Annotated in this window: 21 protein-coding genes and 3 pseudogenes; 16 read left to right on the top strand and 8 right to left on the bottom strand. The window is 58.0% G+C overall.

Features of this window, described 5'->3' with window-relative positions; all coding sequences use genetic code 11:
- Window positions 1–524 precede the first annotated feature (524 nt).
- Window positions 525–1,275 (bottom strand): annotated as a pseudogene (locus BM413_RS23085) (enoyl-CoA hydratase-related protein).
- A 10-nt stretch (window positions 1,276–1,285) separates the two neighbouring features.
- A complete protein-coding gene (locus BM413_RS23080) occupies window positions 1,286–2,053 on the bottom strand; it encodes a glucose 1-dehydrogenase (protein WP_091917204.1) in 768 nt (255 codons plus the stop codon).
- A gap of 968 nt (window positions 2,054–3,021) precedes the next feature.
- On the opposite strand from BM413_RS23080, the gene BM413_RS23075 reads away from it, so the two are divergent.
- From BM413_RS23075 to BM413_RS23010, 14 genes and pseudogenes are all read left to right on the top strand, one after another.
- Window positions 3,022–3,519 carry a VOC family protein gene (locus BM413_RS23075; RefSeq protein ID WP_091917203.1) on the top strand — a complete coding sequence of 166 codons (498 nt, stop codon included), beginning with the start codon at window positions 3,022–3,024 and terminating at the stop codon, window positions 3,517–3,519.
- A gap of 473 nt (window positions 3,520–3,992) precedes the next feature.
- A complete protein-coding gene (locus BM413_RS23070; RefSeq protein ID WP_091917202.1) occupies window positions 3,993–5,267 on the top strand; it encodes an ABC transporter substrate-binding protein in 1,275 nt (424 codons plus the stop codon).
- Window positions 5,224–6,180 carry a carbohydrate ABC transporter permease gene (locus tag BM413_RS23065; protein WP_244537983.1) on the top strand — a complete coding sequence of 319 codons (957 nt, stop codon included), beginning with the start codon at window positions 5,224–5,226 and terminating at the stop codon, window positions 6,178–6,180. Before BM413_RS23070 ends, BM413_RS23065 begins: the two co-directional genes overlap by 44 nt.
- Before the next feature lie 4 nt (window positions 6,181–6,184).
- Window positions 6,185–7,012 (top strand): carbohydrate ABC transporter permease, encoded by an 828-nt coding sequence (locus BM413_RS23060; RefSeq protein WP_244537982.1) that lies wholly within the window; start codon window positions 6,185–6,187, stop codon window positions 7,010–7,012.
- Between the two features lie 4 nt (window positions 7,013–7,016).
- On the top strand, window positions 7,017–8,084 hold the full coding sequence (ugpC, locus tag BM413_RS23055) for an ABC transporter ATP-binding protein (RefSeq protein ID WP_091917200.1): 1,068 nt from the start codon (window positions 7,017–7,019) through the stop codon (window positions 8,082–8,084).
- A gap of 65 nt (window positions 8,085–8,149) precedes the next feature.
- Window positions 8,150–9,037 (top strand): sugar phosphate isomerase/epimerase family protein, encoded by an 888-nt coding sequence (locus BM413_RS23050; protein ID WP_091917199.1) that lies wholly within the window; start codon window positions 8,150–8,152, stop codon window positions 9,035–9,037.
- The gene (locus BM413_RS23045) at window positions 9,034–10,068 is read left to right on the top strand and encodes a Gfo/Idh/MocA family protein (protein ID WP_091917198.1); all 1,035 of its coding nucleotides are present in this window, start codon (window positions 9,034–9,036) and stop codon (window positions 10,066–10,068) included. The genes BM413_RS23050 and BM413_RS23045 overlap by 4 nt, the downstream gene beginning before the upstream one ends.
- Window positions 10,065–10,820 carry a hypothetical protein gene (locus tag BM413_RS23040; protein ID WP_091917197.1) on the top strand — a complete coding sequence of 252 codons (756 nt, stop codon included), beginning with the start codon at window positions 10,065–10,067 and terminating at the stop codon, window positions 10,818–10,820. Before BM413_RS23045 ends, BM413_RS23040 begins: the two co-directional genes overlap by 4 nt.
- Before the next feature lie 58 nt (window positions 10,821–10,878).
- Window positions 10,879–11,850, top strand: coding sequence for an NAD-dependent epimerase/dehydratase family protein (locus BM413_RS23035; protein ID WP_244537981.1), 972 nt, complete (start codon window positions 10,879–10,881; stop codon window positions 11,848–11,850).
- A gap of 95 nt (window positions 11,851–11,945) precedes the next feature.
- Window positions 11,946–13,100, top strand: a complete 1,155-nt coding sequence (locus tag BM413_RS23030) for a Gfo/Idh/MocA family protein (protein ID WP_091917195.1) — start codon at window positions 11,946–11,948, stop codon at window positions 13,098–13,100.
- Between the two features lie 124 nt (window positions 13,101–13,224).
- Entirely contained in the window at window positions 13,225–13,698 is a 474-nt protein-coding gene (locus tag BM413_RS23025; RefSeq protein ID WP_091917194.1) for a heme-degrading domain-containing protein, read from the top strand.
- Between the two features lie 152 nt (window positions 13,699–13,850).
- The gene (locus tag BM413_RS23020; protein ID WP_091917193.1) at window positions 13,851–14,903 is read left to right on the top strand and encodes a sugar phosphate isomerase/epimerase family protein; all 1,053 of its coding nucleotides are present in this window, start codon (window positions 13,851–13,853) and stop codon (window positions 14,901–14,903) included.
- Window positions 14,904–14,915: 12 nt separating this feature from the next.
- Window positions 14,916–16,091 carry a Gfo/Idh/MocA family protein gene (locus BM413_RS23015; protein WP_091917192.1) on the top strand — a complete coding sequence of 392 codons (1,176 nt, stop codon included), beginning with the start codon at window positions 14,916–14,918 and terminating at the stop codon, window positions 16,089–16,091.
- Window positions 16,092–16,316: 225 nt separating this feature from the next.
- A pseudogene (locus BM413_RS23010) lies at window positions 16,317–16,535 on the top strand (DUF6429 family protein); the annotation flags it as partial.
- 17 nt (window positions 16,536–16,552) lie between these two features.
- Here the strand turns inward: BM413_RS23010 and BM413_RS23005 are convergent.
- Window positions 16,553–16,687, bottom strand: a pseudogene (locus BM413_RS23005) (transposase domain-containing protein); the annotation flags it as partial.
- On the opposite strand from BM413_RS23005, the gene BM413_RS23000 reads away from it, so the two are divergent.
- Both BM413_RS23000 and proC read left to right on the top strand, forming a co-directional pair.
- Window positions 16,684–17,490 (top strand): AEC family transporter, encoded by an 807-nt coding sequence (locus tag BM413_RS23000; protein ID WP_348272925.1) that lies wholly within the window; start codon window positions 16,684–16,686, stop codon window positions 17,488–17,490. The pseudogene BM413_RS23005 and the gene BM413_RS23000 sit on opposite strands and share 4 nt — an antisense overlap.
- A gap of 158 nt (window positions 17,491–17,648) precedes the next feature.
- A complete protein-coding gene (gene proC / locus BM413_RS22995) occupies window positions 17,649–18,479 on the top strand; it encodes a pyrroline-5-carboxylate reductase (RefSeq protein WP_091917190.1) in 831 nt (276 codons plus the stop codon).
- A gap of 20 nt (window positions 18,480–18,499) precedes the next feature.
- Here the strand turns inward: proC and BM413_RS22990 are convergent, their stop codons facing one another.
- From BM413_RS22990 to BM413_RS22970, 5 genes are all read right to left on the bottom strand, one after another.
- The gene (locus BM413_RS22990; RefSeq protein WP_348272924.1) at window positions 18,500–18,784 is read right to left on the bottom strand and encodes a GNAT family N-acetyltransferase; all 285 of its coding nucleotides are present in this window, start codon (window positions 18,782–18,784) and stop codon (window positions 18,500–18,502) included.
- Entirely contained in the window at window positions 18,727–18,978 is a 252-nt protein-coding gene (locus tag BM413_RS34115; RefSeq protein ID WP_348272923.1) for a hypothetical protein, read from the bottom strand. Before BM413_RS34115 ends, BM413_RS22990 begins: the two co-directional genes overlap by 58 nt.
- Window positions 18,979–19,626: 648 nt before the next feature.
- Window positions 19,627–19,938 (bottom strand): DUF1330 domain-containing protein, encoded by a 312-nt coding sequence (locus BM413_RS22980; protein WP_091917188.1) that lies wholly within the window; start codon window positions 19,936–19,938, stop codon window positions 19,627–19,629.
- A gap of 63 nt (window positions 19,939–20,001) precedes the next feature.
- Entirely contained in the window at window positions 20,002–20,973 is a 972-nt protein-coding gene (locus BM413_RS22975) for a quinone oxidoreductase family protein (protein ID WP_091917187.1), read from the bottom strand.
- 82 nt (window positions 20,974–21,055) lie between these two features.
- The gene (locus BM413_RS22970; RefSeq protein ID WP_091917186.1) at window positions 21,056–22,291 is read right to left on the bottom strand and encodes an aminotransferase-like domain-containing protein; all 1,236 of its coding nucleotides are present in this window, start codon (window positions 22,289–22,291) and stop codon (window positions 21,056–21,058) included.
- Window positions 22,292–22,293 lie beyond the last annotated feature (2 nt).

Genomic DNA, 22,293 nt, shown 5'->3' with positions numbered 1-22,293 from the left:
CGCAAATACTTAAATTGATTCATTCCAGCCGTCTCCAGCAGCATTATCCACGAAACACAGAAATTCGACCACCACGTTCTAGAGTGACTATTTCCGCGCTTACGTGTGAATTATGATCGCTCGCGAGGAACTCCAGGATCGATGGAGATCTTCGAGCATGCTCGATTGTTCCGAACGGATCGGCGGAGCCTTGAATCGCAGGCAGCGGAGGGCGGAGTTTGTCAAACGCGGCGACGATCGTTTGGTCACGTTACTGCGGCAGCAGACAGGGTTGCCACTATCCCTCGAACGCACCGACCGGGTCACGATGATATCTGGCCAGCTTCGCACGCAAGGAAGAATCGCTCTTCCTCATCTAGTTTTCGGCGCGAGGCTTGCGCAGGGTGAAGAGCCTGCGCATCCCAGACTGGTAAAGGCCATCGCTGGATAGTGTTATCTTTGTGACCTTGTCAGGCAATGCCGCCCAGTCTGCAACCGATCGCTCTTCTTCGCTTCGCTTCGGGCAGATGGCGACATCTGTCTCGTCAACGGAACTTAGGAGGACGCTTCTCAAGGAAGGCATTCACACCTTCCTTTGATTCGTCGGTCTGATAGAACAGGCTCAGTGCCTGCATACCAATACCAGAAATCCCGCGGATAGATTCAGAGTCGAGATTGAACGATTTCTTCGCGATCGCGATGGCCGTCGGACTAAGCGCGGCAATTTCCGCACACCAGCGATCGACCTCTTCGTCAAGCCGTTCCGGTGAGACGATAGCGTTGATAAGTCCCATCTGCAGGGCCTGCTCGGCGGAGTAGCGGCGGCACAGCATCCAGATTTCGCGCGCCTTCTTCTCGCCGACCCCGCGAGCAAGAAGCGCGGTCCCGAAGCCGGGATCGACTGACCCGACCTTTGGTCCTACCTGCCCGAACACGGCATTCGACGAGGCTATGGCGAGATCGCAACATGTCACGAGCACGTTCCCACCGCCGATGGCGAAGCCGTTGACGCGCGCGATTACGGGCTTGGGCACATCCCGAATGAGGCTCTGAAGTTCTTCGACCGGAAGGCCGATAGTACCGCGCCCGTCATAGGCACCGTCATGCGCTGATTGGTCGCCGCCAGTGCAGAACGCCTTCAATTGCGACAATAGCCCTGTCCCATCCGGCTTTGTTAAACGCGTGGATGAGCTCTTCACAGGTTTGCCCACGAAAAGCATTGTACTTCTCCGGCCGATTAATGGTGATCCAGGCGGCCGCCTCGCGTACTTCATAGGTTATATCTCGGTAGTCCATGTACTGTTCCTTATCCGTGCATCGTTAAGCCGCCGGAAACGCTGATCACCTGGCCAGTGATAAAATCTGCGTCGCTGCTGGCGAAAAAGGCGATCATACCTGGAAGATCCTCCGGTTGACCCAAACGCTTTAGAGGGATTGCCTTTTGAAGTTTGTCGTAGATTTTCTGGCCATACTCGCCTTCACCGACGAAGGAACGGAGAAGCGCCGTGTCGGTCGGATCGGGGCAGACCACATTGACCCTCACATTATCGCGCGCGCATTCACGAGCAACCGTCTTTGAGAAGGCAATCAGGCCGCCTTTGCATGCCGAGCAGACGGACTCGCCCGAGGAACCAACCCGGCCTGCATCCGACGCTATGTTGACGATCCTGCCACCGCCGGCAGAGATTAGGTGCGGCAGTGCCGCCTTGTGCAGGTTGAGCGGCCCGTGCAGGTTGATCGCGATGATCTTGTCCCAGAGTTCCGGTCCAGTATCGAGAAAAGGCTTGGCAATATCCCACCCAGCATTGTTGACGAGGACTTCGATCTTTCCGAAATGCTCCGCTGCGCGCGACACCGCAACCATGACGTTCTCGAACCGGGTAATATCGAAAGCCAAAGGCACAACGTTGCCCCCGCGTCCACGCAATTGATCGGCGAGCTCGTTCAGTCCTTCCTCGTCGATATCGGCAGCGACGAGCTTGATTCCCTCATCGACAAATCGCTCGCATATCGCTCGACCGATGCCGCCGGCGGCGCCGGTGACAATGGCTACGCGCCCTTTGAGTCCTCGCATGCACTTTCTCCATTTCCGAGCGCTATGCGCCCTGTACGTTTTCTGAATAAGGCTACGCAGCTTGAATTTCTGCACTTTGCCTGTGCCGGTACGTTCGATCGGTCCAAAGACCGTCCGGCTTGAGATGCGGAAAGACATCCGTCGTGCGACAGGAAATTCGATGGCGTCAGCGCCCGAAAATTCGCCAGCTCTTCTGTAGAAAACCTGCATCGAGATTAAGTGTCACATATGTCTCCTGACTGATCCACCTTTCTGCTTGCTGGGATGCGGTACGAAGAACGGCATGCGGTGACCTGAGGCCTCCGTCCGCCCGTTCAAATCTGATTGCCGACCCGGGCACCTTCAAACATCGCACGCTTCGCATCCAGCTCGCCGGCCAGCTTTGCACCTCCGCGCGGGCTCCAGACAATTAAAATATTGCAAGATATTTGCCTAAATTTCTGAAGGAGCGCGCAATTCCAGCTGGCCGGCCATACAAGGCAAGGTTCTGAAACCAACGTCATGTATGGGTTTTCGAATATCCACCCATTTTATCACGAATTTGAACACCAAAAATATATAACAATATATTGACATTTATTCCGAAGGTCGTTACGGTAGGGCTGGTTCTCAGAGCTGTTTTTGAGAGGAGGAAATTAAATGCAGTCGAAGCGGGTACTGTGCAAAAAGCGCCCTTCTCGCCGAAATGACCAAATCTCGAAATGTCGTGAATCTGGGTATTTAAACCGACTGGTGGTCCGTCTTGCGAGTCTAGTGAGATAGACTCTGCCATCGCGATGCAGGTGGCGAAGGTTGACGTTTGATGGGCGCTCGGTGATTTACCAGTGGAGAAGCTCTCCTCGACTCCGACGTGAGTGCTCCCTCATGCCCTTCCGGGGGGTGGATTGCATGTGATTAGGCTCGACTGTTGGACATTGCACTCGGTTAAAGGGGCGACCGCACCTCTTCGTGAACTCAAGGGAAACTACATGCTGAATTTCGAGTCTCTGGCTCACATCGCGGTTAGGGTGAAGAACATCGACCGATCGTTGGCCTTCTATACCAATATACTGAATATGCCAGAACTGATGCGTCTGCATCACCCCGACGGTAGCCTTTTTCTCATCTACTTGCGGGTTACCGACACGCAATATATCGAGTTGTTCCCGAATGCCGAGGGTGATACTGCGCCGCAAAACGAATCAAACGGGCTCAATCACTTCTGCCTCACAGTTGAGGACCTCGAGGTCACTATGAAAGAGTTCGTTGCTCGGGGCGGAAAGTCCAGCAAATGGGCTGACACCCCAGGAGGGGGCCGTGCTCTAATTGAAGTCGAACAACCATTCATCGGTGTTGGACTCGATGGGAACAGGCAATGTTGGATTCGTGACCCCGACGGTAACCGCATTGAATTGATGCAGATGAGCAAGGATTCCATGCAGTACAAAGCCATTCGCGGTATGCGCGGCTACAAAGCAGGCGATTAATCTCTGTGGAGTCGGTCTTTGATGTGCTTGAGTTAAAAACATGCGTAGCGTCGGAGACCGGAGTGTTCCGTTTGCCCCTTTCATTCTCGTGAAGGGGCGGCCTGAATTCAATGTGCTTCATGTATCTTCGGCGATAGATGGAAGTTTCATTGGCGCCATCGTCACCCAGGAAGGTTAGGTAGCAATTGCAACTCTACCTGCAATTGCATCTAGTGCACGATGCAGGGATTGCAAATAGTGAAAGCCTTTGTAGATTATGGAAATATCTTGTAAAGAGCGCCGAAATGTGATGACGTAACCACATCGTCTAGTTCAATGTAGAGAGGGGAGGTCGGGGAGCGCAAATCGCTATGTCTCCGATCACGTTACGTAGGAGGCGTAGCGTTCTCACCGCAGTGAGAGTTTTTCAAATCAGCACCGGTCGTTTCGCGATTCGTTGCATCTACAGCGTGTTTTCTTGGGAGGAATAGAGCATGGATTTGATAGCATTCTACGCCCGCGTAACGAGATGGCGCGCGTTGACGTTCGCCGTTGCGGCCGGGGTCATATCAATGACCGTCGTGCCGGTAGCGGCACAGCAGGTTACTCTGAATTTCTGGGACATGAATTGGGGTGACAAGGCCTATCCCGCTGCGGGGCAGGCCTTGGTCGAACGCTACAACAAAGAACATCCCGACGTTCAGGTCGTCTATCGGTCCGTTCCGTGGTCCAACTGGTACGAAACATATGTCACGGCGATCGCCTCGGGCAGCGCACCGGATATATCGACGGGCGGGGGCTTTCAGGCCGTCCAGTTCTACGATCAGGGCTCTATCCTGCCGGTCGACGATGTCGTCAAGGAAATCGGTAATTCTGAATTCGAAGCCTCGACACTCGACGCGATGAAATACGACGATCACTATGTCGGGCTACCCTGGGCGCTTAATGTCAAGGTTGTTTTATACCGCAAAGATATCTTGGAGGCGGCTGGCATCAAACCGCCCACCACTTTTGACGAGCTTCGACAAGCGGCAAAAGCGACGACTGGCAACGGAAAATTCGGACTTGTAGCGGCTGGCGATGCTTCCGGCGCACATTGGATAACCCATATTGCTATCGCCAACGGCGGCGGTCTCTTCAACAAGGACGGTACAGCAGGTCTCACCAGCGAACGCAGCAAGGAAGGGCTCCAGATCCTGGCGGATATGGTGAAGGACGGGTCAGTCAATCCTGCCAGCGCTGGTTACACGAATAACGACGCGCTCGGTGCGTTCTTTCGCGGTGAAGCGACCTTCGTACTCGCTGGAGCAACTGCGGCAAGCCAGGCTGGCGAGGCCAAGTCCAAGATCGGCATTCTACCTCCTCTGAAAGGCCCCCACGGCGATATCCAGGGCCTCTACTTCGTCAACAACATCATGGCCTACAAGCAGACTCAGTACCCAAAGGAGACCATGGCCTTCATGAAGTGGTGGTCCGACAACGCAATGAGCCTGTGGACCGAGGGGCATGTCAACAATCTGCCGGCCCGGCAGTCGATCGCCAGTAATCCCTACTTCACCAACGATCCAGACATCAAGTTCGTTCTGGACAACTATATGACTGGAGCGAAGACCCTTTCGCAGATAAAGGGCGGCACATTCCCTCTGCTTAACACGATTGACGGCGACGGCTTCCTGTGGAGTCTCGTTCAATCGATCTGGCAGGGTCAGCCGCTGGAAGCGCCGCTTGATTCTGCGCAATCGCACCTCGAAGAAGTCTTGGGAAAGTAACCCTGTGGCACTTGATCAAGTTGAAGCCGGAACCTGGCGCGCCCGCGCCAGGCAGATGGCCACGCCAGAATTCGTCACTCCCGCCATCTTGTTGACCCCGTCCATCCTACTCCTGACGCTGGTCATCGCCTATCCGATGGTGCAGGGCTTCTATTTCAGCTTCACCAACGGGTCGCTGATGAAAACGGGGCACTTCGTCGGGTTCACTAATTACGTCAAGCTTTTGACGTCCCCCGCATTCTATCACTCGCTGCAATTCAGCCTGATCTTCGCATTCTTCAATATCGTCGGGTGCTATCTGCTGGGCCTCGGTCTTGCCCTCCTCATGCAAAAGGACATGCCGGGAAGAGCCATGTTTCGTGTCCTGCTGCTCCTGCCGTGGATCGTGCCTTCGCTGGTGTCGATCGTCGCCTGGCGGTGGATGGTGGCGGACGACAAGGCCCTGTTCAACCAGATCATCACGTTCTTCGGGGCAAGCCCTGTCTATTTCCTGTCCGACAGTGCCTGGGCGATCACGCTAGTTATCGTCATCAAGATCTGGCGCAGCTTTCCCTTTATGATGCTGTCGCTGCTCGCCGCATTGCAGAGTATCGATCGCAGTCTCTATGAGGCTGCAGCCATCGACGGCGCGACTAAATGGCAGTCTTTCCGCGCCGTAACGGTGCCGCAGATCAAGAACATATCGATCGTGCTCTGCCTGCTGATGACCATCTGGACGGTTAACGATTTCGACACCCCGTGGCTGCTCACCCAAGGCGGACCGGCGAACGCAACCGAAAACCTCATCGTTTTGGCCTATCGCTACACATTCGCGCGAAACGACGTAGGCATGGGCGCCGCCACGTCTTTCGTCACCTTGTTCATCTTGATGGTGCTTGTGTTCTTCCTGCTCCGTCTCCAGCGCAGGAACTGAAGCCGTGAACGAGAGTACTCCCCTGAAGCGCTGGTCTCTTTCGGCCCTGATGTTCGTCATCGCCATTTTACTGAACCTGCCGATCATCCTGATGGTGCTCAACTCGTTCCAGACAACTGAGCAGATGTTGTTGTCGCGCAGCGTAATCCCTGCGGTGTTTTCGCTTGAGAACTATCGCGGACTGACGCAGACCCCGTTCTTCCAGTATTTCCGGAACTCGATGATCGTCTCATTGGGGGCAACCGTGGTGAGTGTATCGGCCGCGGTGCTAGGCGGCTATGCTTTGTCACGCTATCGCAATGGGCTGTTGCAGGGATATTCCACCGCACTTTTTGCAGTCCAGATGTTTCCCATCATTTTGGCGCTCATTCCGTTGTTCCTGATTTTTCAGCCGATTGGTTTGATCAACAATCCGCTCTCCGTCATCATCGTCTACGCCATGGTCAACCTACCCTTTATCACCTGGATGGCGCGCAGCTATTTCGACACCATTCCGCGTGAACTGGAGGAAGCAGCGCTCATCGACGGATGCGGCCCGATCGAAGCATTCCTACGGATCGTTCTGCCCCTTTCGGGTCCGGGCATTGCCGCGACATCGATCTTCGCCTTCCTGTTCTCCTACAACGAATTCTTCGTTGCCAACGTTTTCCTCAGGACCACGAATTCAATGACCCTGCCGGTTGGCATCAGAATGTTCATGGACCAGTTCTCCACCGACTGGGGAAGCCTTATGGCAGCGGCGACACTCATGATGTTGCCGACCCTCGTCCTTTTCATGTTCGTCCAGAAATTCATCGCGCACGGCGCCGTCGCCGGCGGCGTGAAAGGTTAGTCACATGGCATCTCTTTCCATTCAGTCCGTCAAGAAAAGCTACGGCTCGTTGCCAGTGCTCCACGGCGTCAACATCGACGTTAAAGACGGGGAATTCGTCATCCTAGTCGGGCCGTCGGGATGTGGAAAATCAACGCTTTTGCGGATGATCGCCGGGCTGGAATCGATCACCGGTGGCACAATGAAAATTGACCAGAAGGTAGTCAACGATCTCGCTCCAAAGGATCGGGACATCGCCATGGTGTTCCAGTCTTATGCGCTTTACCCGCATATGACCGTGGCAGAAAACATGGGCTTTTCGCTGAAGTTGAAGCGCAAACCGCGTTCCGAAATCGATGCGGCGGTAAACAAGGCAGCCGAAATTCTGGCGCTCACTGAGCTTTTGGACCGGACGCCGAAACAGTTGTCAGGCGGCCAACGTCAGCGGGTTGCGATGGGCCGAGCCATCGTTCGAGATCCTGCAGTATTCCTCTTCGACGAGCCCCTAAGCAATCTCGACGCGAAACTTCGCGTCCAGATGCGAAGCGAGATCAAGGAACTGCACCAGAGGCTCGGAACGACGATCGTCTACGTCACCCACGACCAGGTTGAGGCTATGACTATGGCTGACAGGATCGTGGTGATGAACAGCGGCAATGTCGAGCAGATCGGGCCGCCGCTAGAGCTCTACGACAAACCCGCGAACCTGTTCGTGGCTAGCTTCATCGGCTCGCCCGGCATGAATCTGATCAAGGGTTCGATGGCCGAATTGGGCGTGTTCGTTTCCGATGCCGGCACCAGGATCGATGTCCCGCACCTGCGGGCCACACACGGACGCAAGGTTCTGCTTGGCCTGCGCCCGGAGCATCTGGAGATTGTTAAGGCTGGTACGCGCGGATCGTTCTCTGGGGAGGTTGCCGTGACCGAGCCCACCGGCTCCGAAACCCAGGTCAACTTGCGCATTTCGAACGACGAGTTGATCGGGATGTTCCACGAGCGCCTACAGGTCTCGCCGGGCGACACCCTCCATCTCAAGCCGTTCGCGAACCGGGCGCATCTGTTCGATGCCGAGACGGGAAATCGCGTAGAGTGATCATCCGACCTTCTTAGTCTGATCGGGCTAATGTCCGATCCTCGCAACCAAACGAGAGACCTTCTATGTCCAGCCACATGGCTTACAACCCGCTTCCCTTTATGCTGACCCGTGAAGGTTACAAACCAGAGCTAGCACCACCGCTTCGCGAAATACTGGAAGTCGTAAAACAATCCGGCTACGATGGAATCCATGCAGACATTCCTGCGGGCAGCACGCCCGCTGCCTATCTCGATCTGCTTGCCGAATACGGGTTGGTGCCCGCGCCAGGATATTTCGCTGCGGATTTCAGCGATCGAGATGCACTTCCCAAGACGATGGAGACCGCCCGCAAGCTGGTCGCGGACCACGCCAAGCTCGGCCTCGACCGAATATTTCTCGCCGAAGTCCGGGGCATTTTGCCCGAAAGAAACGAGACGCCCGCCCAGGGCGTCAACCGCGACGAAAAGGTTTTGTCTGCCATAGCGGAGGGAATCGGCAAGGTGGCTGCAGTCATGGCGGCCGAGGGGGTGATACCCTGCCTCCATCCTCACGTTGGAACGCGTATCGAGACCGAGGCGGAGACCGAATTCGTTCTGCGGTGCGTTGGCCGTGACGTGCTGCTGATCGGCCCGGACACAGGGCATATGAGCTGGGCTGACTTCGACCTCGAGCCTTTCCTCACCCGCCACGCCGACCGTATCGGCGCCGTGCATGTCAAGGATTATCGCCGCCAGGTCGCAGAGGCGATCAAGGCGAAGGGCAAAAGTTACCAGGAAGCAGGTGCCGCGGGGATCTGGACCGAGCCGGGGCGGGGCTCCATCGATCTCGACGGCGCGATGGCGGCGTTGTCCGGCTTCGGCGGCTGGTTCGTCGTGGAGGTAGATATCGCCGATCAGCCGACCGTTGCCGAAAGCGCGCGGGTTGCGGGCCAGTGGATGCGCAGTAAGCTGGAAACACGGCTGCGCTCATGACGGGTCGCGTCGGGATTGGTATTCTGGGAGCAGGCCAGGTTACGCAGGCTATCCACTTGCCGACGCTGGCCACCCTTGCCGACCGGTTCGTGGTGCGATGGATCATGGATGTGGATCCGGACGTGGCCGAAAACGTCGCCGGCCGCGCGAATGCCATCCCTTCGACCAACATAGCACCCGTTCTCGAGGATCCAGACGTTGCGATCATCGTAATTTGCAGCCCCAACGGGCTCCACGCCGAACAGATCTTGGCCGCATGTGCCGCAGGCAAGAAGGCGATCCTCTGCGAGAAGCCTCTGGCCTGGAACCGCGAGGAGAAAGATGCCATCAAAGATGCCGTACGCCGGCACGGCGTCGCCCTGTTCGTCGGAACGATGCATGCCTACGATCCCGCCTACCACGCGGTTCGGAGCGAGTGGAGTGAACGCGGAGAGAAGGCGAGCCTCGTCCAATCCTCGATCTGCCTGCCCGCCAATTCGGTCTTCATCGAACAGTCCACCGAGCTCTTCATGACACCCGCGGCCAAGCGGGAGCCACAGGCCGATACACCGGAATATAGGCGGCACATGCTGAAATCGGCACTTCTTGGCTTGGCCATTCACGACATTCCGCTCATCCGCGACTTCTATCCGCAGGCGGGCACGATGTACAATGTTCATAGCGTGCTTCCCTATGGTTATGCGTTGAACGTTTCCCATGAGAACACCCGCACGGTCATGACGGCGCTTACGCCTGGGCAATGGTCGTCGCGTTGGTCTCTAACGGTTATCGGACATGAACATACGCTTGAGGTGGCATTCACCCCTTCCTACGTGCTCGGCGGATCCTCCCGCGCCCGCCTGATCGGCAGGAATTCAGAGCGCGTCTTTCATTTCGAGGAAAATGGCTACCAAGTCCTCTGGCGCACAATCCATGAAGTAGTTGATGGCGGCGCTCCGCAACCCATATCCAATGAGACGGTGTTCGATGATTTTTCCTTCGCGCTAGACCTGGTGGAAGCCTCGCATGGCCTCATGGATTGCCGATCATGAAGTCCCCGTTCAGCGTCGTGGATATGGCCGGCGGCAAGTGTCGAAGAATGCATGATGGCGCGGTCGCGATGCTTCCCCTGAGCCTCGCATGGTCGGATCGAGACCAGGGTGAGATAGCGCTTGCAGTCGGCGGCCGCGTGGATCTGGCGGCTCTCGAAAGCTCGGGCGTACGTCTGGTTGTGCTGGCCGATCCATGGAAGACCACCCTTGACGAACTGGACAGCCTGAGCGCCCTCGAACTACCTGTCTGTCCTGTCTTCTCCTTCCTGCCAAAGCTCTGGAACGCTGGTAAGCAATCCGTCGCAACGCCGGTCTTCTGTGAAAGCTATGCGTGCATCGAGGACGGCGAAATCAGGGAGGTGCTTCTGGAGCAGGTTGCGGTGCTTCGCGCGATGGGTGCGGAATTCCATGGCCCGAGCAGCTTGGCGCGTACCCCGAGCGGTTACACCATGCAGAATGGCGGCAACGTCCTGTCGGCGGAGCTAGGGAGAGGCCCAGCCCGTCTCGACGCTCGGGTGGTCAGCCTGACCATGCGTCTGGAGGCCGTGATCCCGGGAGGCGCGTCGGCGCGTCCCGCGCGCATCAGGGTTGCGACGCAGGGAGCGATCGAGGAGTGTCCGCCCCGGTTCGAGCGCAGCGCGCGGTTGATGTGGCGCTTGGTGCTACGGCAGCTGGAATTCGCCGCCCCGCTACCCTACGGACTTAACCAACTGCGCGACGACATCGAATGCTGCCAGGGTTTTCTGGACTAGTTCCGGGTTCTAACTGGACTCTTCAAACCGATTGAGGAATGACATGGCACTAAAAGTCTTGTTCGTCGGCGGCACCGGCCAGATCTCGCTGCCCTGCGTTAGGTGTGCCGTGGAAGCTGGACATCGGGTCTTTGTGTTCAACCGGGGCCAAAGGGGAGAGCCGCTACCCGAAGGTGCCGAACGTATACTTGGCGACACAAATGATGCTGAAGCCTATGCGAGGCTTGGGCAGCAGGATTGGGACGTGGTAGCGCAGTTCCTCGCGCGCACGACGGACCTGCTGGAACGCGACATCCAAACTTTCTCAGGAAGAACGCGTCAATACGTGTTCATCTCGTCGGCCTCGGTCTACCGCAAGACGCCCTTCCAGTACCTGGTTACCGAAGACATGACGGTTGGCAATCCTTATTGGCCCTATAGCCAGGCGAAGATTGCCAGCGAGAAGATGATGAAAGGTGCTGCCGATCTGCCATGGACCAACGTCCGTCCGAGCCACACGGTACGGATCGGTCTGCCGACGATGATGAACGAAGGCGACAGCGTGGCTTTGCGTATGCTGGCAGGCAAGCCGGTAATCGTAGCAGGCGATGGAACGTCGCTATGGACGCTGACCCGTTCGGAGGATTTTGCAAAGCCCTTCGTCGGGTTGTTCGGCAATCCGGCGGCGATCGGCGAGGATTTTCACATTACCTCCGATGTCGGCTTCACATGGGACGCCATATACTCGACCATCGGACGCGCGCTCGGGGTCGAGACCGAGATCGTGCATGTGCCGAGCGACGTGTTGGTCCGTTACAACTCGGATTGGAAGGGACCACTGTTCGGCGACAAGACGCTGACGACCCTGTTCGACAATACGAAGATCAAGCGGGTTGCCGGCGATTTCTATTGTGAGACAGATCTAGACGTCGTGCTGGCGGAGCCGATCCGCTTCCTCAAACAGAGGCTTGGCGCGAAAGGGGCCGTTGACACGCAATTCGATGTCCTGACCGACCGGATTGTTGCCGATATGGCAATGCTGGCGACTTGACCCCGCCGTTACGCCAAGCCCCACGCTATCCGCTCATTCAGAAGCACATTGATGAGAATTTTGAACCAAATTGTTAAAGGCATGGAGGCACTGCAATGGAACCGGTCGTCATAGGCATCATTGGAGCGGGCGTGATCAGCGGCGCCTACTTGAAAGGCGCTGCCCGCTCTCGTTTTGTGAAGGTGAAGGCCATCGCCGACATACGTTCGGAGGCCGCGGCTGAACGTGCAGCCGAATTCGGATGCCAGGCCATGACTATAGCCGAACTGCTCTCTGATCCCGAAATCGAGATCGTGATCAACCTGACCATACCAACCGCCCATGCGCCGGTTGACCTTGACATTCTTCGGGCAGGAAAGCACGCCTATTCGGAAAAGCCGCTCTCCGCCTCGCTAAGCGAAGCCGACGCCGTTCTCAAGATGGCGCTGACGCGGGGCCTGCGCATAGGATGCGCGCCGGATACGTTTTTCGGCGCCTCACACCAGGCATGCCGGCAGATTGTCGATGAAGGCCGCATCGGTCGCGTCGTGGGCGGCAGCGTGGTGATTGCTTCGCGCGGCATGGAGCATTGGCATCCGGATCCGCGCTTCTTCTACCAGCCCGGCGGCGGGCCTCATGCCGATGTAGGTCCCTACTACATCACTCAGCTCGTCAATCTGCTTGGGCCTGTCGCCACGGTCTCGGCCATCACCAGCCGTGCTTTCGACCAGCGGACCATTACGAGTGAGAAGCTCAACGGCACGGTCTTCGATGTCGGTGTTCCGACGACGCTTAACGGCAATCTGTTGTTCGCGTCGGGCGCCAATGTGTCTCTCACCATGTCATGGGACATCTGGAGCAGCAAACGGCCGCGCCTGGAAATCTACGGCACGGAAGGCAGCCTGCAGAACCCCGACCCGAACTATTTCGGGGGCAACCCCGAAATCGCTCTGCGTAGCGCCGAGTGGGGCCCGGTCCCGATTTCACACTTTGCCTTTGGGCAATCAAATCGGACGACCATCTTTGGCCAGGAAGTGGCCGACTACCGGGCTGTAGGTCTCATCGACATGGCGATCGCGATCCGCGAAAACCGCCCGCACCGAGCGAGTGTCGAGCTGGCCTACCACGTCCTGGAGGTTTTGGAATCATTAGAACAGTCCCACCGGAGTCGACGTCATATCGACATTGTCAGCCAATGCTCGCGGCCCGCTCCGCTTCCGCCGGGAAAGGGCGAAGATGTTCTCAAGGAGTTTATCCATGCGCAGGGCTAAATTTCGCGCATCGATTATTTGTGAAGTTCGAACTTGAAATCAAGCGGGCGACTAGGCCAACCGTATCGCCCTGTCGGGCCAAAACGAGCCTAAATCAAATCTCATTTAACCACCGGAGTTTAATGTGACGGAAACGGCCCTTGACCTCGCTGGCTTGCTAGAAGAGCAAAAAACCCTTGAACTTTCCAGCTTTGATTATGACCTAGCCTGGGAACTTGGCAGTCGCATCCGCCAGCGCGCTCAGTCGGAGGGCCTGCCCGTTGCCATCGAGATCCGGCACGGAAACGACATCGTATTTGCCACCTTGGCGCGAGGCGCAACAATCGACAATTTCGACTGGGTCCGCCGCAAATGCGCTGTCGTCCATCGCTTTCATCGTAGTTCGCTGGCCGTTCGTGTGGAGGCAGAGCATCAAGGCTATGATTTCAATGCCCGCTTTCGACTGCCTGTGGGCGACTATGCCGCGAGTGGTGGCGGTGTTCCTCTAATTCTCAAGGGTGCATTTGTCGGCTCTGTTGGCGTGAGTGGTCTACCACATCTTGATGACCACAAACTTGCGGTGGATTGTATAAAGGAAATGATCCAGAGACACGCTTAGGTTTCGATGGAAACGGCTTGTCGCGTGCTTTCCGTTCAGCTCTTTGCCGGTCATCGTGGTTTTAGCTCATTGCGAAAATTGGCTCGCTGCCATTAGACGCTACCGTAAAAAAATGGCTGTGACATCCTGAGAAACAAAAAAGGACGAAATTCATGAAGACGATCAAGGGCCCCGCCATTTTTCTCGGTCAGTTTGCGGGCGATGCCGCGCCATTCAACACCTGGGACGCAATCACCAAATGGGCGGCCGAAAAGGGCTATATTGGCGTGCAGGTGCCAACCTGGGCCGGCCAGCTCATCGATTTGAAGAAGGCGGCCACCTCAAAAGACTATTGCGATGAGTTTGCCGGCGTTGCGCATCAGAACGGCGTTGAGGTGACCGAGCTTTCAACTCATCTGCAAGGCCAGCTCGTCGCCGTGCACCCAGCCTATGACGAAGCCTTCGACGGTTTTGCTGCTCCCGAAGTACGCGGCAATCCGAAGACGCGGCAGGAGTGGGCGGTCGAGCAGGTGAAAATGGCATTGACGGTCTCGAAGAACCTCGGCATCAAGGCGCACGCGACCTTTTCCGGCGCGCTGGCCTGGCCCTATCTTTATCCGTGGCCGCAGCGGCCGGCCGGTCTCGTCGAAACTGCGTTCGATGAGCTCGCCCGCCGCTGGATGCCTATCCTCAACCATGCGGAGGATTGCGGCGTCGACGTTTGCTATGAAATCCATCCAGGCGAAGACTTGCATGACGGCATCACCTTCGAGATGTTCCTGGAGCGCGTGAAGAACCATAAGCGCGCCAACATGCTCTACGACCCGTCGCACTATGTGTTGCAGTGCCTCGACTATCTCGACCACATCGACATCTACAAGGACCGGATCAAGATGTTCCACGTCAAGGACGCGGAGTTCAACCCGACCGGCCATCAGGGCGTTTATGGCGGTTACCAGGGCTGGGTGAACCGTGCCGGCCGCTTCCGTTCGCCGGGCGATGGCCAAGTCGATTTCGGTTCGGTCTTCTCGAAGATGGCGGCAAACGATTTCGATGGCTGGGCCGTGGTTGAATGGGAATGCGCGCTGAAGAATTCCGAGGACGGTGCCCGCGAGGGCGCGGATTTTGTCAAGGCGCATATCATCCGGGTCACCGAAAAGACGTTCGACGATTTTGCCAGCGGCGGTACAGACGAGGCGGCCAACCGGCGAATGCTGGGACTTTAAGGAGAATTCAGCGTGGCGATCGAAGGCAAGCAAGAAAGGGGGCGTGAGCCGCGCATCCGGCTCGGCATGGTCGGTGGCGGTTCTGGCGCCTTCATCGGCGCGGTTCATCGCATAGCGGCACGGCTGGACGATCAGTTCGATCTCGTCGCAGGCGCGCTCTCGTCGACCCCGGAAAAGGCGCTCACCTCCGGCCGTGAACTAGGGCTCGATCCATCGCGCACCTATGGCTCCTACAAGGACATGGCGATCCGCGAGGCGCGCCTGAAGGACGGCATCGAGGCGGTGTCGATCGTTACGCCCAACCATGTGCACTACGAGGCGGCGAAGGAATTCCTGCGTCGGGGCATCCACGTCATTTGCGACAAGCCGCTCACCTCCAATCTTGCGGATGCCAAAAAGCTGAAAAGGGTGGCGGCTAAAAGCGGCTCCCTGTTCATCATCACCCATAACTACACCGGTTATCCGATGGTGCGGCAGGCGCGCGAGATGATCGCCAACGGCGATCTCGGCACGCTGCGCGTCGTTCAGGTGGAATATTCGCAGGATTGGTTGACGGAAGCCGTCGAGCAGACCGGTGCAAAGGGTGCCATCTGGCGTACCGATCCCGCCCAGTCGGGCGCGGGCGGCTCGACCGGAGATATCGGTACGCATGCCTATCACCTAGCCACGTTCGTGACCGGGTTGACGCTGGACAGCCTTGCCGCCGATCTCGACAGCTTTGTCGAAGGCCGCCGGCTCGACGACAACGCCCATGTGTTGCTGCGTTTCGAGGGTGGGGCCAAGGGCATGCTCTGGTGCAGCCAGGTCGCACCGGGCAATGAAAATGGTCTTCGGCTGCGCGTCTACGGCACCAAGGGCGGCATCGAATGGATCCAAGAGAACCCGAACCACGTGTGTTTCACTCCGTTCGGCGAACAGAAGCGGCTCATCACTCGCAATGGCGCTGGCGCAGGTGCGGCGGCAAACCGTGTTAGCCGTATCCCGTCAGGGCACCCTGAGGGTTATCTGGAGGCTTTTGCGACGATCTACACGGAAGCTGCGAGAGCCATCCATGCCAGGAAGAAGGGCGGCCCCGTTGATAAGGCCGTCATTTATCCGACCGTCGATGATGGCGTGAAGGGCGTCGTCTTTGTGGAAGCCTGTGTTGCTTCATCAAAGCGGAACGGGGCGTGGATTGCCTTGCGTTAGCGGGAAACAATTCTTGAGATGACAGGCACACAGCTACCAAGAGACAGCTTCAAGTTAGTTCCACTATCGACCGGATAATGATCCGGGCTTGGTAGTTTTTGGATCAATTCCAATCAACGTCACTACGGCCTGTGCCTCTGACTGCCAAATCGAGTAATGGAGCAGCAACGTACGCATCCGATGACGGCCGCGGGATTTCGGTTGCCGCGCGTCGTAACGTCAGGAATGGATATCGATGAAGACAAGATCGACGATGCCGTCCTGGCGCTATTGTGGTTGACGCTTCATAACGAGCGTTGCGCATGGAAGGGTTTCGACTGGGCAACGACCGATCGCCTTCACAAGAAGGGCATGATCGCCGACCCGGTGAACAAGTCGAAGTCGCTGGTCCTGACGGATGAGGGCCTGGAGCGGTCGGAGGCGCTGTTTCGAGCTTTGTTTACGATAGCTGTCGTCTTTTCCTTCCACTGCCACGGCAGCAATTCATGCAGGCGCGAGGCCGGAAGGTCGGCGATGCGTGCAAGGACATCGGCGAGCCAGGCCTTGGGATCGACGTCGTTCAACCGCGCGGTCGTGATGAGGGTGGCTGGCATTGCCGGCGCTGCTATTTGATGTTGTCGCCAATTCGAAATGGCACGATCTATGGCAGCCGGGCTTCATTGCCGTCTTCGCAATCAGTGGCCTTGTCAGCACCGCCTTCGCTCTGTTTGTCAGCCTGAGCCGACAAGGACATCTGGCAGACGCTGCGATCGAAGGCTTGAATGCCGGTTATCCCAATGTCGGTTTCATGGGTTTTCCGATCGCGCTTTACGCGCTTGGGAAAGATGCGCTTATTCCGACAACCATCGCGGCGATCATCACCATGTGCGTGATCTTCGCCGTCACGATCATAATAGTTGAAATAGGCCTGCAGACGGAGCGCCATCCGCGCCATCTCATCATCAAGGTCGGAAAGTCGCTCATAAAAAACCCTCTGCTTGTTGCCCCAGCTCTCGGCGCATTGTTCCCGCTTACGGGGGTGGCTGTTCCGGCAACCGTCGAGACATATCTCAAGCTTATGGGTGGCGCTGCTTCGCCGTGTGCCCTGGTGGTTCTCGGCCTTTTTCTCACAGGGCGGGAAAAGGCGCCGGCGCCTACGCGGGGCGCTACGGCTTTTCTTGTCAGTTGCAAGCTTTTGTTGCAGCCGCTCCTCGCTTTCCTGCTAGCAACGTTTGTCTTCCAACTGTCGCCGCTGTTTACAAATGCTGCTGTGCTCCTGGCAGCTCTTCCGACCGGTACGGGTTCATATATGCTTGCCGAGTATCATCACAGAGATGTTTCGACCACGTCGCGCACAATCATTGTCTCGACGCTTCTATCGATCATCACCATTTCGGTATATGTCGGCACCGTCCACTGATGCGACGGCTGCGCAGTGTGCGGCCAGCACAATGCAAAGACATTATCCGCTGACGGCCGCGAGAGTGCTAATTCGTAGATGCGGATGGTGGCGGCTGGCTGCGCCCGCAGCTGTCCTTTCCGGCATATCCAGTAGCGTTGAGTTGAAGGTCAAAGAACATGATGGAGAATTTCCCTCGCATACTGCTGGTTGGGTGCGGCAAAATGGGAGGTGCATTGCTTTCGGGAGTGCTTGATCACGGCCTTGAAGAAGCCGTCGTCGTGACGCCGCGCGCAGTTCAACTGCCTGCCACCAGGGCACGCCTTACGGCCTGTCGCGACATCTCCGAAGTTCCCGAGGAATTCGTCCCGTCGGTGGTCGTCTTCGCTACGAAGCCACAGTTCGCACCCGAGATCATTCCGCACTACGCGCATTTCGTCGGCGGCGACACGATCTTCCTGTCGATCATGGCGGGTATCACGACCGCGGGCATGTGTGAGATGCTGGGATCTGCGGCACCGGTGGTCCGGGCTATGCCCAACACGCCTGCGGCTATCCGACAGGGCTTTATCTGTGCATTCGCGGCGAAGGATGTAACACCGGAACAAGTCGAGCTCTGTGACAATCTGCTTGCCGCTGTCGGCGAGGTTGCCTGGGTCGAAAAGGAGGGCCTTCTCGATCCTGCCACCGCGATATCGGGAGGTGGTCCGGCCTATGTCTACCTCCTTGCAGAACTGCTCGAGGCCGCCGCTGTCGAGCAGGGACTGCCGCCGGCGATTGCGCGGCGCATGGCGCGGGTGACGGTTTCGGGTTCAGGAGCCTTGCTGGCCAGCAGCGATGCGGATGTCGCCCAGCTCCGAACCGACGTTACGAGCCCCGGTGGCACCACGGAGCAGGCCCTACGAATCTTGATGGCCGAAGACGCCTGGCCACGGCTGGTCTCGGAGGCCGTCGAGGCGGCTACTGCCCGCTCCCGCCTGCTGGCATCGGGACAGACCGACCAAGCCTAGTCACTGCCGCCACGGCGGAGTTAGAGCGTCCTGCCGAAATAGAGAATACCCGGCACCAGATTATCCCAATAAGGCTCCACCGATTGGAAGCCGAGCGATATGTAGAGCGCGATGGCCGATGTCATCGACGGCAAGCTGTCGAGCATGACCTTGCGATAGCCGAGGCTTGCAGCATGCACGATCGCCTCCTCGATCAGCGCGCGGCCGACGCCGGCGCGCCGGGCCGCGGCCTGGACATAGAGGCGCTTCAACTCGCAGGCACCAGGCTGATCCAGACGGTGCAGACTGATGCAGCCGACGCCCACCCCTTGATCGCTACGCGCAAGGAAAAGTGCGCCTGTTGGGGGGCGTAGCTGCCCGGGAAAGTCACGCGCTCGGCAGCGAAGCCCGTGCGTGCAATATCGATTCCGAGCCCGTCGACATATTCCAGGATGAGGTCGCGCACGGCGATGATCTCGTCCGCAGTTTGGGCGCGAACAACACTATGGCGTGACATCATCGACCTGATCCCCGGTTCATCTACGGCAGTAACCGGATCCTGGGCGCGTCTCAATCATCTGACAGTCGTGCCCTCAGGTTGTGTGCGCGACCGCCTGGAGTTCGTCAGTGGGCGGCTGAGGAGGCATCGAAAAGCCTCCTGTCCCTTGATCCAGGTAGGCTGTCGACGTGATGTCGTGCTGATGGTGCATGGGAACCACATGGGCATGGGCATGCTGCACATGGACGCCGGTAAAAGCATGGCGACGCGCTCGACCGGATAAAGACCTTTCATCTGGGTTGCCAATGGTTGGCTGATCATCATGATGCGGCTTGCAAGCGCTTCAGGGAGCTCCTCGAACCAAGCGTAGTGCTGCCGCGGAATAATGAGAGTGTGACCCTGCCGGATCGCATGAATGTCCAGGAAGGCGAGGACATTCTCGTCCTCGTAAACGGTATGACAGGCTATTTCACCCGTAGCTATCCGGCAAAACAGGCAATTGTGATCCACAGAGCTCTCCCCTGAGACTTAGGCTATTCGCAGACTTTTGAAGGTGACAGCAAAGGGGATTCTGTCCCGCAACCTATCATTTCAGGGGCCGGGACAAGGCTTGTCGGAAAGGCAGCGAATGTTCGCCACGCGTGCGGGAATACGCTGATGATGCTGTTGCTAGACGTCGTCCGGCTGTGGGCCTTCATAGCCTTCGACAACGACGACATCCGCCTGCGAGATGTTTTCCCGCAACGCTTTGGCTTTTGCATATTCTGGAGAGTTACGCGCAGCCAGCGCCGTCTCATAGTTGGCGAACTCGACAACGACGATCCGGGATCTTGCTTTACCCTCGACCGTCGTCGCGGTTCCGCCGCGAACGACGAAGCGGGCGCCATATTTCTTGTACGTGTTGGCGGTCTCCGCGACATAGGCCTTGTAGGCCTCTGGGTCGTCGACGTCGACCATACCGATCCAATATCCTTTTGCCATTGATGTCCTCCTTCGATTTTGAAGATGACGCTTCCGCCGTTATGGCCGTTTTCTACCTGGCTTTCACGGGACGAGGACGAGACAACCCGCCGCACGACCCTCGAGCTCACGATGCGCCTGGGCGGCGTCCTTCAGGGCGAACTCCTTGATCGGCGGGGGAAGGATTGCGCCTTCCTTCAGAAGCGCGAAGAACTCTTCGACCATCGCGTCGCGCTTGGCCGGCGTCGATGCATAGTCAGGCATCATCGGCCGGGTCGCGAAAAGCGAGCCGCGTTTGGCCAGCTCAAGCATGCTGAAATTCTCAACCGGCCCCGAAGCGTTGCCGTAACTGACGAACATGCCGCGCGGCTTCAGGCTGTCGAGCGAGCCGATCGCCGTCGTCTTGCCGACACCGTCATAGACGACGTCACAAAGCTCACCCCCGTTGATTTCCCTGACGCGCTGTGCGAAGTTTTCGCGTGAATAATCGATCACTTCGGCGCAGCCATTGTCACGGGCGACCTGCATCTTCTCCTCAGATCCCACCGTTCCGATGACAGTCGCGCCGAGATATGCGCCCCATTGCGACAGGATCGTGCCGACGCCGCCGGCGGCGGCATGAACCAGCATGACCGTGCCCGGCCCTACCTTGTAAGTCTGTCGGAGAAGCATCTGGGCGGTGAGGCCCTTCATCGTCAGCGCTGCGGCAACCTGGTCACTCACCCAGTCCGGCACCCGGATGGCCATGTCCGACGAAATCAGCCGTTCGGAAGCGTATCCACCGCCTTCCATCGTCCAGTAGGTTACCCTGTCGCCGACGGCGAACCCGGACACGTTTGAACCAAGCTCCACGATTTCCCCCACCGCTTCCTGTCCGATGATGAAGGGCAGGGGCTTTGGATAAAGACCGGAGCGAAAGTAGGTATCGATGAAGTTCACGCCGCACTGAGACTGCTTGATCCGCAGTTCGTCCGGTCCCGGCGCTCCCACTTCGACGTCTTCGTAGGATAGAACCTCTGGACCGCCAACGCGGTGAATGGCGACGACTTTGGCCACGATTTTTCCTCTCTCGGATTGACGCGCGGTGTGGGCGCGAGATGCTTTTCTGGTTGTTGGGTCATCCGACCGCGCGTGCGCGTTACCGCTGTTCTCCCATGCTCCGAACAGCGTCCGCGAGGCGTCGAACGCCTTCCGCGAGCTTGTCGCGTGGGTTCAGCGTGAAGTTCAGACGGATGGCGTGACGATTCTTGCCCCACGGATCGAACACGCTGCTCGGGCCGACGAGCACGCCCGCCTCCATTCCGCCCCCGACGAGCCGGTCGGTGTCGATCCAGGCGTCGCGCGCTGTCGCCCATACGAACATGCCGCCAACTGGCACCTCCCATTCGAACCACTGGGCGAGGTGTTCGGTCATGGCTGCGCAGAGGGCGTCACGACGCTCTCGGTAAAGCTCGACGATACCTGGTCGCATGCGCTCGATCAGCCCGTTCTGCATCGCGGCAAGCCCGATACGCTGAGTGAGGCCGCTCGAGCAGAGATCCGTCCCCTGTTTGGCGGTTGTGAGCGCACGGACCACCTCCGGCGCCGCAATGATCCAGGCGATACGCAGGCCGGGAACCAGCTCCTTCGAGAAGCTGCCCATGTAGATGACCGGACCATCGTAAATCTCGCCTCGCGACCGCCGCGCTGAAAGCTCGATCAGGGTCGGCAGTGGTTCTCCGTCATAAAGAAGGGTCCCGTAGGGATCGTCTTCGACCAGCCATACGCCCGTTCGTTCGGCTGCATCGACGATGGCCTCGCGCGTAGGAAGATCCACCAGCTTGCCGGTCGGGTTCGAGAAGTTCGGTACGGTGTAGGCGAATTGCGCACCGGCGAAAGACGCCACCAGATCGTCTTCGCCTTCTGCGAACACCACGTCGCGATAATGCGGCTCACGCGGCCGCCAGGCATCCATTGCACCGACATAGCTTGGGAACTGAGCGGCAATGATGCCGCCGGGCTCGATCAGCGTCTTGCCGATGACGTCGAGGCTCTGGGTCCCGCTCGCGGTGATCAGGACATTCTCACGGCGCAGATGCAGTTCATCCGAGCTGAACCGGGCGGCGATGGCGTCTCGCAGTTCGGGCAGGCCATCGGTCGGGCCGTAGCCGAGACATTCGTGAGGGTAGTCGTGGATCACCTCGCGAGCGAGTTCCGCGAGCTCGGCACTCGGGAAGGTCTCCGGCGCCGGCAGGCCGCCGGCGATGTTGATCAAGCCTGGGATGCGCCCAGCTGCGACAAAACGGCTTGTCAGGTCGTTCGTCTTTGACAGCCAGGCGCAAAAGGACGGCGGCAAAACGATGCCGTCGCTGGATTTCAGGGCCAATCTGGACATGG

This window comes from Mesorhizobium sp. YR577, assembly GCF_900116595.1.
Classification (GTDB): Bacteria; Pseudomonadota; Alphaproteobacteria; order Rhizobiales; family Rhizobiaceae; genus Mesorhizobium_M.
The sequence above is the reverse complement of the archived record's forward strand: the minus strand, read 5'-3'. Positions and strand labels throughout refer to the sequence as shown.

Coding starts and splice junctions, on each gene's coding strand:
- BM413_RS23080 (WP_091917204.1), bottom strand. CDS start 2,053: ATGCGAGGACTCAAAGGGCGCGTAGCCATTGTCACCGGCGCCGCCGGC.
- BM413_RS23075 (WP_091917203.1), top strand. CDS start 3,022: ATGCTGAATTTCGAGTCTCTGGCTCACATCGCGGTTAGGGTGAAGAAC.
- BM413_RS23070 (WP_091917202.1), top strand. CDS start 3,993: ATGGATTTGATAGCATTCTACGCCCGCGTAACGAGATGGCGCGCGTTG.
- ugpC (WP_091917200.1), top strand. CDS start 7,017: ATGGCATCTCTTTCCATTCAGTCCGTCAAGAAAAGCTACGGCTCGTTG.
- BM413_RS23050 (WP_091917199.1), top strand. CDS start 8,150: ATGTCCAGCCACATGGCTTACAACCCGCTTCCCTTTATGCTGACCCGT.
- BM413_RS23045 (WP_091917198.1), top strand. CDS start 9,034: ATGACGGGTCGCGTCGGGATTGGTATTCTGGGAGCAGGCCAGGTTACG.
- BM413_RS23040 (WP_091917197.1), top strand. CDS start 10,065: ATGAAGTCCCCGTTCAGCGTCGTGGATATGGCCGGCGGCAAGTGTCGA.
- BM413_RS23030 (WP_091917195.1), top strand. CDS start 11,946: ATGGAACCGGTCGTCATAGGCATCATTGGAGCGGGCGTGATCAGCGGC.
- BM413_RS23020 (WP_091917193.1), top strand. CDS start 13,851: ATGAAGACGATCAAGGGCCCCGCCATTTTTCTCGGTCAGTTTGCGGGC.
- proC (WP_091917190.1), top strand. CDS start 17,649: ATGATGGAGAATTTCCCTCGCATACTGCTGGTTGGGTGCGGCAAAATG.
- BM413_RS34115 (WP_348272923.1), bottom strand. CDS start 18,978: ATGATGTCACGCCATAGTGTTGTTCGCGCCCAAACTGCGGACGAGATC.
- BM413_RS22980 (WP_091917188.1), bottom strand. CDS start 19,938: ATGGCAAAAGGATATTGGATCGGTATGGTCGACGTCGACGACCCAGAG.
- BM413_RS22970 (WP_091917186.1), bottom strand. CDS start 22,291: ATGTCCAGATTGGCCCTGAAATCCAGCGACGGCATCGTTTTGCCGCCG.